We start from the raw sequence: 12,590 nt of genomic DNA, 5'->3' as shown, positions 1-12,590 counted from the left end.
TCAGGACATTGATCGAATAAAAAGCAACAAATTACAATTCCGTATATATTTCGCCGATGGACCAAAGAAAAACCGCCACACGCCCCGAGCCACCCCCGCCACGCACCTGGGATGCGCGGCTCGCGCGCTCGCTTGTCCGACCGCTCGTCGATACGCCGGTCACCCCGAATCACCTCACCACCCTTCGTCTGCTGATCGGCCTCGCCGGCGCCTGGTGCCTCGCGCACGGCGGCTTCGGCTGGAGCAATGCAGGCGCGTTCCTGATCGTGCTGTCGAACTTCGTCGACCACACCGACGGCGAGCTCGCGCGCATCAGCGGCAAGTCCAGCAAGATCGGTCATTTTTACGACCTCGCGGCCGATGCGCTCGTCACGGTCGCGCTGTTCGTCAGCATGGGCGTCGGCATCGTCGCCCAGGGCGGCCAGATGGCCGCGTCGCCGGTGCTGCTCGGCGCGGTGGCCGGCGCGGCCGTCGCGCTGATCTTCTTCCTGCGCATGCGGATCGAATCGATCGCCGGCAAGGCCGGCACCAAGCAGGCGTTCGCCGGCGGCTTCGAGACGGAAGACGTGCTGTACCTGCTGCCGATCGTGACGCTCGTCGACGGCGTCCAGCCGTTCCTGCTCGCGGCGTCGATCGGCGCCCCGCTGTTCGCCGCCTGGGTCGTGATCGACTGGTGGCGCATTGTCCGCCGCAGCAATGTTCCGCAGAACCCAACTGAAATCCAGGCTTCCAAATGACTCCTAGCACGCGCGACGATTCCGTGCTGAGCCCGGCACGCCCCGCGCCCGTGCGCGCGGCCGCGGCCGATCCCGATCGCACCGTGGCCGACTGCATCGGCCAGCTCGACCTCGACCGCCTGCGCGGCGACTACACGCGCCAGGGCTCGTTCCTCTACCTCGACGCCTTCCTGCCGGCCGACGCGCACGCGAAGCTGGCGAACGCCGCCCGCGCGATGCAGCCGGGCCTGAACCGCAATTACCTGCCCGGCCACAAGCAGGGCGGCAGCGTGAGCCGCCATACGATCGACGAGCAGGCGCCGTACATCGCCGAGCTGTATCGCTCGAAGGCGCTGATCGGTTTCCTCGAGAAAGTCACGGGCGACAAGCTGATGCTGTCGCCGGACGACGATCCGCACGCGTACGCGCTGTATTACTACACGAAGCCCGGCGACCACATCGGCTGGCACTACGACACGTCGTACTACGATGGCCGCCGCTACACGCTGCTGATCGGCGTGATCGACGAATCGTCGTGCCGGCTCGACTACGAGCTGCATACGCGCAACCCGGACGTCGCCGACGAACCGGGCTCCGTGCAGATCGCCGACGGCGGCATCGTGCTGTTCGACGGCGACAAGCTGCGCCACCGCATCACGCCGCTCGGCCAGAACGAGCTGCGCGTGTCGCTCACGTTCGAATACGTGACGAACCCCGGCATGCGGCCGTGGAAGCGCTTCATCTCGAACATGAAGGACGCGATCGCATATTTTGGTTTCCGCCAGGTGTTCAAGCAACTGGCGACGCGACGCACGAGCGGGTCATGACACGCGCGGGCCTCATCCTGCTGTCCCTCGGGACCGCACTCTTCATCGCACTCCTGGCCTGGCAGGGCGTCGGCGCGGTAGCGTCCACGTTCCTCGCGGCCGGCTGGGGCCTCGCGCTCGTCGCCGCGTTCCACGTCGTGCCGCTCGCGATCGACGCGGTCGCGATCTCCGTGATGTTCCGCCGCGGGCAGCCGGGCGCCGAACTCGGCAATGCGCTGCGCGCGCGCTGGGTCGGCGAATCGGTGAACAGCCTGCTGCCCGCCGGTCAGATCGGCGGCCCCGTGCTGATGGTGCGCCACCTCGCGCAGCGCGGCACGCGGATGGCCGACGCGGCCGCCGCCGTGACCGTCAGCACGACGATGCAGGCGCTCGCGCAGATGGCGTTCGCGCTGATCGGCATCGCCACGTTCAGCCTCTATGCGACGCACGAGTCGGTCGCGCACCTGCGTACGCCCGCGCTGATCGCCACCGGCGTGCTCGGCGCGCTCGCCGTCGCGTTCTACGCGGCGCAGCGGCGCGGGCTGTTCGGCCGCGGCCTGCGCCTCGCGTCGAAGCTGCTCGGCCCGCGCGACTGGTCGTCGCTCGCCACGCGCGCCGACGCGATCGACGACGCAGTCGGCGCGCTGTACCGCGATCGCGCGAAAGTCGCGAAGACCTTCGCGTTGAGTCTCGCCGGCTGGATCGTCGGCACCGCGGAAGTGTGGCTCGCGCTGCATTTCCTCGGGCATCCGGTGAGCTGGCTCGACGCGCTGTTGCTCGAGAGCGTCGGCCAGGCGATTCGCGGGGCGGCCTTCGCGATCCCGGGCTCGCTCGGTGCGCAGGAAGGCGGCTACCTGCTGCTTGCGCCGCTGGTCGGCCTGCCGCCCGACGCGGCGCTCGCGCTGTCGCTCGCGAAGCGCGCGCGCGAACTCGCGCTCGGCCTTCCCGGCCTGCTCTATCTGCATTTCAGTGAAAGAAACTGGCAGCGGCGCCATGCGCCGCAGCCGCTCGCCGACTGATCGTTCAGATCGCCGGCTTTTTGGTTGGAGAACCCATGCGAGCCATCATTCTTGCGGCAGGCCTCGGCTTGCGCCTGCAACAACCGCCCGAAGCGCAGTTCCCGAAGTGCCTGCTGCGCTTCGACGACGTTTCGCTGCTCGAGCGCCATCTGCGCGTGCTCGACGCCGCGGGCGTCGACGAGATCGTGCTCGGGCTCGGCTTCCAGCACGAGAAGGTCGAGCAGGAACTGAAGCGCCTCGGCCGCCAGGCCGAGATCGTGGTCAACGAGCGCTACGACCTCGGCAGCGTGCTGACCGTGCATACCGTCGCCGACGCGATGACGCGCGGCGGCGACGTGCTGCTGATGGACGCGGACGTGCTGTACGACGAGAACATCCTGCACGCGCTGATCGCCGATCAGGACAAGGCAGTCGACCGCCTGCTGATCGATCGCGACTTCGAGGCCGGCGACGAACCCGTCAAGCTGTGCCTGAAGAACGGCGTGCCGGTCGAGCTGCGCAAGCAGCTCGCGGTCGACCTCGACTACGACACGATCGGCGAATCGGTCGGCTTTTTCCGCTTCACCGAAGGCACCGCGCGCCGCCTCGCGACGATCGTCGCGGGCTACGTCGACAGCGGCCGCGCGAACATGCCGCACGAGGAAGCCGTGCGCGACCTGCTGCTCGAAGGCGGCCATTCGTTCGACGTCGCCGACGTCACCGGCTCGCCGTGGATCGAGATCGACTTCCCGAACGACGTCGCACGCGCGACGCAAGACATTCTTCCCCTGATTCAACGCACTACCGCCGGAGCCGCACGATGAACGCACGCGAACCCAACTTCACCGAATCGCGCAGCGCGCGCCTGCGCCGCATGCTCGTCAGCAGCGATCTCGAATTCCTGATGGAAGCACACAACGGCCTGTCCGCGCGGATCGTCCGCGAAGCCGGCTTCAAGGGGATCTGGGCATCGGGCCTCGCGATCTCCGCGCAGTTCGGCGTGCGCGACAACAACGAAGCGAGCTGGACCCAGGTCGTCGACGTGCTCGAGTTCATGGCCGACGCGAGCGACCTGCCGATCCTGCTGGATGGCGACACCGGCTACGGCAACTTCAACAACGTGCGCCGCCTCGTGAAGAAGCTCGAGCAGCGCGGCATCGCGGGCGTCTGTATCGAGGACAAGCAGTTCCCGAAGACCAACAGCTTCATCGGCGGCGAGCGCCAGCCGCTCGCGGAAATCGACGAGTTCTGCGGCAAGATCAAGGCCGGCAAGGATTCGCAGACCGATCCCGACTTCTCGATCGTCGCGCGCGTCGAGGCGCTGATTGCCGGCTGGGGGATGGACGAGGCGCTGCGCCGCGCGAACGCGTACGCGGAAGCCGGTGCGGATGCAATCCTGATCCACAGCAAGCTGTCGCGCCCGGACGAAATCCTGCAGTTCGCGCGCGAATGGAGCGGCAAGGCGCCGCTCGTGATCGTGCCGACCAAGTACTACAGCACGCCGACCGACGTGTTCCGCCAGGCCGGCATCAGCACCGTGATCTGGGCGAATCATCTGATCCGCGCGTCGGCATCCGCGATGCAGGCGACCGCACGCGAGATCCACGAAAGCGAAACGCTGATCAACGTCGAGGACCGCGTTGCATCGGTCAACGAGATCTTCCGCCTGCAGGACGCCGACGAGTACTCGGCCGCCGAGCGTATCTACCTGTCGTCGTCGTCGCGCGCGTCGAATGCTGCGATCGTGCTCGCCGCGAGCCGCGGCAAGGGCCTCGAAGCCGTGACCGAAGACAAGCCGAAGGTCATGTTGCCGGTCGCCGGCAAGCCGCTGCTGCGCTGGCTCGTCGACGGCTTCAAGACGCACGGCGTGAACGACATCACCGTGGTCGGCGGCTATCGCGCCGATGCGATCGATACGTCGGGCATCAAGCTCGTCGTCAACGAGCGCCACGCGCAGACGGGCGAGCTCGCGTCGCTCGCATGCGCGGCCGAACGCCTGACCGGCGACACCGTGATCTCGTACGGCGACCTGCTGTTCCGCAGCTACATCGTGCGCGACCTCGCGGAGAGCGAGGCCGAGTTCAGCGTGGTGGTCGATTCGTCGCTCACGGAGACCAACCAGAGCGTGCGTGACTTCGCGCTGTGCTCGGCGGCCGACGATCGCGGCCTGTTCGGCCAGAAGACCTATCTGCAACGCGTGTCGAGCGACGTCGCCGCAGGCACGCCGCATGGCCGCTGGATCGGTCTCCTGAACGTGCGCGGTGCAGGCGTCGATCGCCTGAAGACGATGCTCGCGACGCTGCAGGCGCGTCCTGATTTCGACACGCTCGACATCCCGTCGCTGCTGAACGAGCTGATCGCCGCCGGCGAGAAGATCGAGGTGCAGTACGTGCACGGTCACTGGCGCGGCGTCAACGACCTGGAAGACTTCCGCCGCGCGGGCGACTTCGCGCACGGCCAGACGCCGCTGTCCGAGCCGGGTGCCGGCAACGGGGGCGCGCAATGATCGAAGCGGCCCAGTTCGTCGAGGCCGCGCGCGAACGCGGCTTCGACTGGTACGCGGGCGTGCCCTGCTCGTACCTGACGCCGTTCATCAACTATGTGTTGCAGGACCCGACGCTGCACTACCTGTCGGCCGCGAACGAAGGCGACGCGGTCGCGCTGATCGCCGGCGCCACGCTCGGCGGCAAGCGCGGCATCACGATGATGCAGAACTCCGGGCTCGGCAACGCGGTGAGCCCGCTCACGTCGCTGACCTGGACGTTCCGGCTGCCGCAGCTGCTGATCGTCACGTGGCGCGGCCAGCCGGGCGTGTCCGACGAGCCGCAGCACGCGCTGATGGGGCCGATCACGCCCGCGATGCTCGACACGATGGAGATCCCGTGGGAGACGTTCCCGACCGACCCCGCACAGATCGGCCCGGCGCTCGACCGCGCGATCGCGCACATGGACGAAACGGGCCGCCCGTACGCGCTCGTGATGCAGAAAGGCAGCGTCGCGCCGTATGAGCTGAAGGCGAACCCGGCCGCGAAGCCGCGCGCGCACGTCGCCGCGCAATCGTCGTCGCACGCCGCGTCGGCCGACGCGTGGCCGACCCGTCACGACGCGCTGCAGCGCGTGATCGCGCATACGCCGGTCGATTCGACCGTCGTGCTCGCGTCGACCGGTTTCTGCGGCCGCGAACTCTATGCGCTCGACGATCGCCCGAACCAGCTGTACATGGTCGGTTCGATGGGCTGCGTGACGCCGCTCGCGCTCGGCCTCGCGCTCGCGCGCCCCGACCTGCGCGTGGTGGCCGTCGACGGCGACGGCGCCGCGCTGATGCGCATGGGCGTGTTCGCGACGCTCGGCACCTACGGCCCGGCCAACCTCACGCACGTGCTGCTCGACAACGGCGCGCACGAATCGACGGGCGGCCAGGCGACGGTCTCGCAGCATGTGTCGTTCGCGGGTGTCGCGGCCGCCTGCGGCTACGCGTCGGCCGTCGAAGGCGATACGCTCGACGTGCTCGATGCGACGCTGGCCGCGACGGCGAATGGTGCGCAGTTCGTTCGCGTGGCGATCCGCACGGGCGTGCCCGACGGCCTGCCCCGCCCGACCGTCACGCCGGTCGAGGTCAAGACCCGTCTGATGCGGCACATCGGCGCCGCGCAAGCCGAAGCCCACGTTGAAGGAGCCCATTGATGCTGCTGCTGAACCCCGGCCCGGTCACGCTCACCGAACGCGTGCGCCGTAGCCTGCTGCAACCCGATCTGTGCCATCGCGAAGGCGAATTCTTCGACCTGCAGGATGAAGCGCGCGCGCGCCTCGTCTCCGCATACGAACTCGATCCGGCCGAATGGGCCGCCGTGCTGATGACGGGTTCAGGCACGGCCGCCGTCGAGAGCATGATCGCGGCGCTCGTGCCGCAGGACGGCAAGCTGCTCGTGATCGAGAACGGCGTGTACGGCGAGCGGATCACGCAGATCGCGACGCAGTACGGCATCGCGCATGACGTGCTCAAGCATGAATGGATGCAGGCGCCCGATCTCGCGCAGATCGGTGCGAAGCTCGATGCGGGTGGGTACTCGCATGTCGCCGTGATTCATCATGAAACGACGACGGGCCGGCTGAACGACCTCGGCGCGATTGCGGAAGTTTGCCGTGCGCGCGGCGTGAAGATGCTCGTGGATGGCGTCAGCAGCTTCGGCGCGGAAGCGATCGACTTCGCCGGCGGCGACATCGACGCCGTTGCCGCGACCGCGAACAAGTGCCTGCACGGCGTGCCGGGCGCAGCGTTCGTGATCGTGCGCCGCAGCGCGCTCGCGAAGGCCGCGAGCCGCACGTATTACCTCGATCTCGGTCGTCTTGCGAAGCTGCAGGATCAGCGGAATACGCCGTTTACGCCGTCCGTGCATGCGTATTACGCGCTTGTCGAGGCGCTGCGCGAGTTTGATGAAGCCGGCGGCTGGCGTGCGCGGCATGCGCACTACAAGGCGCTCGCCGATCAGGCGCAGGCGGGGCTTGCCGCGCGCGGGATGCCGCTCGTGTTGCCGGAAGGCGCTTCATCGGTTGTGCTGCGTGCGTATCGGTTGCCGCAGGGCGTCACGTACGAGACGCTGCACGACGGGCTGAAGGCGCGTGGCTTCGTGATTTATGCGGGGCAAGGCGGGCTGTCGAAGGAACTGTTCCGGATTTCGACGATGGGCGCGATTCAGGCGGCCGATGTCGATCGGTTGCTGGAAGGGTTTACGGCGCTGACGCGGTAAGCGTTGTCCGCATCTTCGTCTACGAAAGGCCCGCAAGGGCCTTTTTTGTTGTTCGCGATGCTCCGGGGCGCCGACAGCAGCGCCCACCTGCTGGAGCAGCAACGCCACATATCACCATGTCGATCCGGCGATCGATGTTACGTTCAAGTCAACTGCCCGGACTGAGATGCGGCGTTTTTCCCAATCCGGGCCTGCCTCCTATCTATCAGTAAGTAGCTCAGCTTCCGGTCGATGCCGACCAAAAGAACTAAGCGTTTACCCCTACAATACATTTTATTTAATTCTAGATAATCTTTCTAGAAAGGGGAGCCCATGGAACAGACGGACCGCTAACGAGCGGTCGGGTTCCCGACCACAACGCTACGGAATGCTAATCAGCTTGCCCTCGGGTGATGGGCTGCTCTGACGAATACTCACATTCGAAAATGTCGCCAATGTCGTGGCTTCGATAGGAGACGCCGTATGCATTTTTCAATAGCAACCCAGTTCAACAAGAGGCTCAAGCATATGAAATCTCAACTCAAACCCATCAACGCCGCGCTGACGCTCGCCTGCGTTGCGATGGTCTACGGTCAAGCTGCGCTCGCCGACGTGATCGTGAAGATCGGCAGCGCCGAACCGCTGACCGGCAACATTGCCCACATGGGCCAGGATGCGGCCGATGGCGCCAAGCTCGCCGTCCAGCAGATCAACAAGGCCGGCAATCTGGTCATCGGTGGCCAGAAGGTCGTCCTGGAGCTCGATTCGCTGGATGACCAGGCCGATCCCCGGATCGGTACGAATGTCGCGCAGAAGCTGGTCGACGACGGCGTCGTGGCCGTGATCGGCCACCTGAACTCCGGCGTGTCCATCCCCGCGTCCAAAATCTACCGCGACAACGGCGTCACCCAGATCACGCCGGGCTCCACCAACCCGCAGTACACGCTGCAAGGCTACAAGACCGCCTTCCGCGTGATCGGCACCGACGCCCAGCAGGGCCCCGCCCTCGCGAAGTACGCCAAAAACCAGAAGGTCAAGACGGTCGCCATCGTCGACGACGCCACGGCCTACGGCCAGGGCCTGGCGGACCAGTTCGAGAAGACCGCCAAGGCCGAAGGCATCCAGGTGCTCTCGCGCGATGCGACCAACGACAAGGCCACCGACTTCAAGGCCATCCTGACCAAGATCAAGGCCGAACGCCCCGACGCCATCATGTATGGCGGCGAGGACGCCACCGGCGGCCCCTTCGCCAAGCAGGCCATGCAGCTGGCCCTCCGCGCCAGGATCCTGGCGGGCGACGGTGTCTGCACCACCGACCTGGCGAGGCTGGCCGGCGACGCCGCCGACAATCTGGTCTGTTCGGTCGCGGGCGGCGATCTGTCCGCGATGGCGGGCAGCGCCGCGTTCGCCAAGGAACTGAAGGCCGTGTACGGCCACGATCCGGTGGTCTACTCGCCGGTTGCGTACAGCGCCGTCTACGTGATCGTCGATGCCATGAAACGCTCCAACTCGATCACGCGCGCCGGCATCCTGTCCGCCATGCCCGCGACCAATCTGAACACCCTGATCGGCAATATCCGGTTCGACGAGCACGGCGACCTGAAGAACAGCACCATCTCTCTCTACAAGTACGTCAAAGGCAAGCGAACCCTGCTGGAAGTCGAAAAGATGTGATCGAAGCAGCCCCGACGCGGGCGCCTTCAGGCCCCCGCGCCGGGTGGATCTTTGCTGAAATCCTTGAATGGCCGCCGTCTCCGGCGGCGTTTCCCTTGTGCGCTCGGCACGAGGGCACAGGAAGCGGTGCGGCTAACGGTTCGAAGCGCGTTTTCTCAATGTCATCGTCGATCTCCGCCACGTCGTCGTCGCGGTAATCGAGTTATCGTGGCTCATATCGGGTATCGCTCGACGGTCTGGACCTACGCGAATAGTACGGTGCCCAAGCAGGCCCCCGAGTGGACGAGGCGCTGATCAGCGCCCGGCCTTTCCGCTGCGATTTGCACGACCAAGCTCGGCTATGAGTCGAATGCGTGCCTTTGATGCGTTCAGTCCGTCATAACCTGCCGTGGTCAGGCCGAGGTCGTGGGCGCGATCATACGCATACTTGGTGACGGCTGGATTGACCCGGAAGCCATGGGCGCAGCGCGTCGACAGCACGACGGGGATATGCCGTGCGGCTTCGCTCAGAAGGCGCTCTGACTGCACGGAAAAGCCCCCTGCTCCCTTGCCTGCCACGACGATGCCGTCGAGTTCGGAGATATCCGGGAAGCCAACGAGTGGCCCGAAGGTTTCCATGACGATCGCAACGCGGGCGCCGAGGTCGGATACGCCGAGTTCCGCGTAACGCTCGCCAATGGTTCCCGACCCTGTGAGCGTAACGATGTCGGCCTCGATGGCGCCGCGGATCGCTGTTTCCGGTCCGAAGGGCTGAATGGCCTGCGGCCATACCTTGACGATCGAGACCGGATCGAAAATCCGTCCCGCGAAGGCCACGAGAACGCTCGCGCCCTTCGGCATGGCCCGTGCCAGATTGGCAGCATCCGCCAGATTGCGCGGACCATCGGCATTGGCATGGCCGCCGGGGATCGCCGCGCCGGTCAAAACGACAGGCCGGTCGCGATCAAAAAGCAGCGCGGCCGCATAGGCGACATCTTCCATTGCGTCGGTGCCGCAGCACATCACGAAAGCTTCGCTCTCGCGATCCTGCCGCATGACGTCACGCGCCCGGCAAAGTGACGCGAAAGTCAGGTCGCAGCTATCGACAGGATCGATGTCATGTCCGATCCAGTCTGCCTGACCGCTCAATACGATCAGATCGCGTGCCAATAGACGCTTGATCGTCCCATCAACCTGATAGTTTTCCGTGATGGTGCCGCCGCAATTCAGGAGTCCGATTTTCATCAGGTTTGCCCTTTAGACAAGCGTATCGGGAATTCCCGCGTACATATCCGCGATGGCTTCGGCGTTCTTGATACCCGTGCCAGTCAGCAGGACAACCGTTTCCTCTCGCGCCCGAATCGCCCCAAGTTGCTTGAGCCGATCAAATCCTGCAACCGCAGTCGCCGAAGTCAGCTCCGGCAGAAGGCCCAGTCGCGCAATCCGCCTGAGCGCTTCGACGATTGCCTCCTCTTCCACAGCCACGGTCGTGCCACCCGTCTCTCTGACGGCGTTGACCACTTGCGCCAGCCGTAGAGGATGGGCGATGGCCGTCCCCTCGGAGACCGTCTTTCGAACCTCGCGCGGAACGGGCGTCGTGACGCCCGCCTGGAAGCTGGCATCGATAGGCGAGCAGTTCAATGGCTGGCAAACGAAGAGCCTGGGCATTTTGTGAATCTGACCCGCGCGCATCAGTTCCGAGAACGCCAGATAACAGCCGAGTACATTGCTGCCCGCGCCGGCAGGCATGACGATGTTGTCCGGCGCCTGGAAGTTGAGGTCCTCCCAGATCTCGTAGCCGACCGACTTGGTCCCTTCGAGGAAAAATGGCTGCCAATTGTGGCTGGCGTAGAAGATGCTCGCGGACTGCAGGACGGCCTCATCCTCGCACGCCTGTCGAGGCCCGTCGACCAGTTGTACCTCCGCCCCGTAGGCTCGCATCTGGGCGATCTTCGCGGGCGATGCGTAGGCGGGCGCCAGAATCTTCACGCGCATCGCGCCTGCGGCGCCATAAGCCGCCACCGACGCTCCGCCGTTGCCTGAACTGTCCTCCAGAACGGACGTGATCCCTTGTTGCCGTAACATCGAGAGCATCACCGTGGTGCCGCGATCCTTGAAGCTGCTTGTGGGGCTGAACCACTCCAGCTTGAAATGCGGCCGGTGGTCGTCCCATGTCTTCTGGATCAGGGGCGTGCATCCTTCCCCCATGGAGATGGGCGAGACGATCTCGACTGGAAGCGATGCGCGATAGCGCCATTGGGAGCGCAGATGCCGGTCGACGTCATCCCGGGAAATTCCAGGCAGCGGCGAGATCAGCAGCGGCCTGCGGTCGTCCGAACACCACCGAGGCGTGTCTAAAGGATAGGTAGTGCCGCTGAGCGGCTCAACATAGTGCGATTTCACGTTTTCCGACTCCTCGTGGGCACATACCGGATCGCGGCAAGAGCAAGACGATGATGGTCCTTGGCATGCTGGGCAGTTTGGCCATTACCAGACGTTTTGTCAAATTCATAACAATTCGTCTAGATGAAAATCCCGAGCATGGGTACGAGTCAATGACGCGTCATAGCCGAACTCCGCCGGTCGCTGCCCTGACGACCCGCGAACGGCGCCACCCGAAGCGGACATCGTGAGCCTCAAAGTGGCCCTGGCTTTAGATGTCTTTGGGACGGCGGGTATCATCGCTTACTGGTTCTTGTCTTGATTACTTGCTCGATTCGTCTGCCGACCATACGGCCAGTTCATCGCCATCGGGATCAATGAACCGTGGCCCGCCCATGACGACGTGGGGCGGTTCTGAAGACGTTCGTTTCCGGGCCGTCAAGCGGCATCCACAACAATCCGTAAAAAACCCCTCTCCTCATGACCCCGAGAATCGTTCGTTTTGTTCCGCTGCTGGCGCTCGCCGCGGCACCCTTCGCTCACGCCGCCGACAGCCAGTCTTGCAGCGACGAAACCGTCACGGCCGTCGCTCGCTGGGCCGGCATCGCGAGCGCACGCATCGCCACGCGCGACGCGGACCGGCTCGTCGTCGCGTCGTCATGCAAGGCCATGCCGAACGCACCGGAAACGACGATCGCGGCTGTCGCATTCGATGCGCTGCCGAAGAGCAAGAATCCCGACGAGAGCAAAAAGCTGCAGATCGTCGCGCTCGTCGAGGGCGGCAAGGTCGTGGCAGCCGATCGGTCGGTGGTTCAGGAAGATGCCGTCACGGAAGTCGACGCAAACAGCTATCGCATCGATACTGCACCCTATCGGCTGTCGCCCGACGTGCGCGCGTTCGGCGTCGTGTTTACGAGTAGCGCGCGCGGACCGAGTTGTGTGGACGCGTACCCCGAGAACGAACTGACGCTGTGGATTCGCGACGGCGCCCGCATCCGTCCGGTGTTCGGTACAAATCTCCATGGCTGGGTAGCCACCACAGGCACCGCATGCGGCCCCGACACGAGCGACCTGCGGAGTGAATCTGCCCGCATGACGATTGCTGTCGAGAAAACATCTCACAACGGTTTCGCGGATCTATCGATTACGGCGCACGTCACCAATATGGAAAGCGACGACGACAAAGACTCAGCCACCGGGAAACGTACCGTGCGCACGATCGTCAAATACGACGGCAAGTCGTACGGAATCGATATGTTCCGCGACTTCTGGTATTCCCCGGTCTCGAAGAAGCGCTTCAAGTAAGAC

At 65.1% G+C, this 12,590-nt stretch carries 11 protein-coding genes; 9 read left to right on the top strand and 2 right to left on the bottom strand.

The window, feature by feature from the left end:
* The first annotated feature begins 56 nt into the window (after positions 1-56).
* From HWW87_RS04435 to HWW87_RS04400, 8 genes are all read left to right on the top strand, one after another.
* Positions 57-737: a CDP-alcohol phosphatidyltransferase family protein gene (locus tag HWW87_RS04435; RefSeq protein ID WP_175819401.1), complete on the top strand. Its 681-nt coding sequence runs from the start codon at positions 57-59 to the stop codon at positions 735-737.
* Positions 734-1,543, top strand: coding sequence for a 2OG-Fe(II) oxygenase (locus tag HWW87_RS04430; RefSeq protein WP_175819400.1), 810 nt, complete (start codon positions 734-736; stop codon positions 1,541-1,543). The genes HWW87_RS04435 and HWW87_RS04430 overlap by 4 nt, the downstream gene beginning before the upstream one ends.
* Complete coding sequence (locus HWW87_RS04425; RefSeq protein WP_174430766.1) at positions 1,540-2,541, top strand: HpnL family protein; 1,002 nt, start codon at positions 1,540-1,542, stop codon at positions 2,539-2,541. Before HWW87_RS04430 ends, HWW87_RS04425 begins: the two co-directional genes overlap by 4 nt.
* 35 nt (positions 2,542-2,576) lie before the next feature.
* Positions 2,577-3,344, top strand: coding sequence for a phosphocholine cytidylyltransferase family protein (locus HWW87_RS04420; protein WP_174430765.1), 768 nt, complete (start codon positions 2,577-2,579; stop codon positions 3,342-3,344).
* Positions 3,341-5,026 (top strand): phosphoenolpyruvate mutase, encoded by a 1,686-nt coding sequence (aepX, locus tag HWW87_RS04415; RefSeq protein ID WP_175819399.1) that lies wholly within the window; start codon positions 3,341-3,343, stop codon positions 5,024-5,026. The genes HWW87_RS04420 and aepX overlap by 4 nt, the downstream gene beginning before the upstream one ends.
* Complete coding sequence (gene aepY, locus HWW87_RS04410) at positions 5,023-6,204, top strand: phosphonopyruvate decarboxylase (RefSeq protein WP_175819398.1); 1,182 nt, start codon at positions 5,023-5,025, stop codon at positions 6,202-6,204. Before aepX ends, aepY begins: the two co-directional genes overlap by 4 nt.
* Entirely contained in the window at positions 6,204-7,268 is a 1,065-nt protein-coding gene (locus tag HWW87_RS04405) for a 2-aminoethylphosphonate aminotransferase (RefSeq protein ID WP_175819397.1), read from the top strand. The genes aepY and HWW87_RS04405 overlap by 1 nt, the downstream gene beginning before the upstream one ends.
* A 561-nt stretch (positions 7,269-7,829) precedes the next feature.
* Positions 7,830-8,921, top strand: coding sequence for a branched-chain amino acid ABC transporter substrate-binding protein (locus tag HWW87_RS04400; protein WP_244107195.1), 1,092 nt, complete (start codon positions 7,830-7,832; stop codon positions 8,919-8,921).
* A gap of 294 nt (positions 8,922-9,215) precedes the next feature.
* Here HWW87_RS04400 and HWW87_RS04395 read toward each other — a convergent pair whose 3' ends face one another.
* Together HWW87_RS04395 and HWW87_RS04390 are read right to left on the bottom strand one after the other, a co-directional pair.
* The gene (locus tag HWW87_RS04395) at positions 9,216-10,145 is read right to left on the bottom strand and encodes an asparaginase domain-containing protein (RefSeq protein ID WP_175819396.1); all 930 of its coding nucleotides are present in this window, start codon (positions 10,143-10,145) and stop codon (positions 9,216-9,218) included.
* Between the two features lie 12 nt (positions 10,146-10,157).
* Positions 10,158-11,303 (bottom strand): threonine synthase, encoded by a 1,146-nt coding sequence (locus HWW87_RS04390; protein ID WP_175819395.1) that lies wholly within the window; start codon positions 11,301-11,303, stop codon positions 10,158-10,160.
* A gap of 459 nt (positions 11,304-11,762) precedes the next feature.
* On the opposite strand from HWW87_RS04390, the gene HWW87_RS04385 reads away from it, so the two are divergent.
* The gene (locus HWW87_RS04385; RefSeq protein WP_175819394.1) at positions 11,763-12,587 is read left to right on the top strand and encodes a multidrug ABC transporter ATPase; all 825 of its coding nucleotides are present in this window, start codon (positions 11,763-11,765) and stop codon (positions 12,585-12,587) included.
* The last annotated feature ends 3 nt before the right edge of the window (positions 12,588-12,590 follow it).

This window comes from Burkholderia sp. BCC0419 (assembly GCF_902830285.1).
Classification (GTDB): domain Bacteria; phylum Pseudomonadota; class Gammaproteobacteria; order Burkholderiales; family Burkholderiaceae; genus Burkholderia.
The sequence above is the reverse complement of the archived record's forward strand: the minus strand, read 5'-3'. Positions and strand labels throughout refer to the sequence as shown.

Coding starts and splice junctions, on each gene's coding strand:
- HWW87_RS04400 (WP_244107195.1), top strand. CDS start 7,830: ATGGTCTACGGTCAAGCTGCGCTCGCCGACGTGATCGTGAAGATCGGC.
- aepY (WP_175819398.1), top strand. CDS start 5,023: ATGATCGAAGCGGCCCAGTTCGTCGAGGCCGCGCGCGAACGCGGCTTC.
- aepX (WP_175819399.1), top strand. CDS start 3,341: ATGAACGCACGCGAACCCAACTTCACCGAATCGCGCAGCGCGCGCCTG.
- HWW87_RS04385 (WP_175819394.1), top strand. CDS start 11,763: ATGACCCCGAGAATCGTTCGTTTTGTTCCGCTGCTGGCGCTCGCCGCG.
- HWW87_RS04405 (WP_175819397.1), top strand. CDS start 6,204: ATGCTGCTGCTGAACCCCGGCCCGGTCACGCTCACCGAACGCGTGCGC.
- HWW87_RS04435 (WP_175819401.1), top strand. CDS start 57: ATGGACCAAAGAAAAACCGCCACACGCCCCGAGCCACCCCCGCCACGC.
- HWW87_RS04420 (WP_174430765.1), top strand. CDS start 2,577: ATGCGAGCCATCATTCTTGCGGCAGGCCTCGGCTTGCGCCTGCAACAA.
- HWW87_RS04430 (WP_175819400.1), top strand. CDS start 734: ATGACTCCTAGCACGCGCGACGATTCCGTGCTGAGCCCGGCACGCCCC.
- HWW87_RS04425 (WP_174430766.1), top strand. CDS start 1,540: ATGACACGCGCGGGCCTCATCCTGCTGTCCCTCGGGACCGCACTCTTC.
- HWW87_RS04395 (WP_175819396.1), bottom strand. CDS start 10,145: ATGAAAATCGGACTCCTGAATTGCGGCGGCACCATCACGGAAAACTAT.